Below are 1,142 nucleotides of genomic sequence, written 5' to 3' on the forward strand. Positions count from 1 at the left end.
GGCATCCGCCATATCGGCGAAACGACGGCCGCCGTGCTTGCCCGCACCTTCTCGACCATCGAGGAGATGATCCGGGTCGGCAAGGAGACAGCGGCAGCGGAGGATCCACACACGGTTTTCCCCTCGGTCAACGGCATCGGCGATACCGTGATCGATGCGTTGCGCGACTTCTTCGGCAATGAGCGCAATGACGACGTGCTTGACGCGTTGCTCCGCCAAGTCAAGCCGAAGCCGTATATCGTCAACGTCTCGGCCGACAGCGAGGTCGCCGGCAAGACGGTCGTGTTCACGGGCTCGCTGGAGAAGATGACACGCTCCGAAGCCAAGGCGATGGCGGAGCGCCTGGGCGCCAAGGTCGCGGGCTCGGTTTCGGCAAAGACGGATCTGGTGGTCGCCGGGCCGGGTGCCGGCTCCAAGCTCAAGCTCGCCAGCGAACTCGGCATCGAGGTGATCGACGAGGATGGCTGGCTGGTACGGATCGGCAAGGCGTGATGGAAGGCGCATTCAAGGGTTTCGGCCCGAAAGCCATTCCGTTCCTGAAGGCGCTGGATTTCCACCAGAGCCGAGAGTGGTTTTTGGAGAACCGTGACCTGTTCGAACAGGAATTGCGCGATCCGCTCAGTGATCTCGTGGACACGCTGACCGAACGCTTCCAAGAGGCCGGGCTCGGCCTGCGCGGTGATCGCAAGAAGTCGCTGTTCCGCATCAATCGCGACGTGCGCTTCGCCAAAGACAAGCGGCCCTACAACAGGCATTTGTCGGCCATCCTGTCGCCCGACGGCACCAAGATGGAGCAGGGTGTGTTCTACGTGCATATCGGGCTTGAGCGCTGTTTTGCCGACATTGCCTGGTGGCAGCCGGAACCGGCGCTGCTGCTGGCGATGCGCAAAGCCATCGCGACAAAGCCGGACAATTTTCGCGGCCTGGTGGCGGCGTTGAAGAAGAACCGGCTTGAACTCGAGACCGAAGGCCGTATGAAGCGTACGCCATGCGGCTTCGAGGAAATCAGTGATCCCGATCTGGTCGCCGCCATCCGCCACCGGCATTTCTATGTCCAGCATGTCATCGATCCGGCGGGAATCCATACGGCTGATCTGGTCGACGAACTCGTCGATTTCACCTTGCGCGCCAAGCCGCTGCTC

Annotated in this window: 2 protein-coding genes; both read left to right on the top strand. The window is 61.8% G+C overall.

The annotated features are described in order from the left end of the window. A partial coding sequence (locus tag EN906_RS34845; protein WP_281060479.1) for a BRCT domain-containing protein occupies window positions 1–492 on the top strand: 492 nt, incomplete at its 5' end. Continuing rightward, the coding region (locus EN906_RS34850; protein WP_127375808.1) for a TIGR02453 family protein at window positions 492–1,142 on the top strand (651 nt) is incomplete at its 3' end. The genes EN906_RS34845 and EN906_RS34850, both read left to right, overlap by 1 nt.

It is taken from the genome of Mesorhizobium sp. M7A.F.Ca.CA.004.06.1.1 (genome assembly GCF_003999135.1).
Classification (GTDB): Bacteria; Pseudomonadota; Alphaproteobacteria; order Rhizobiales; family Rhizobiaceae; genus Mesorhizobium.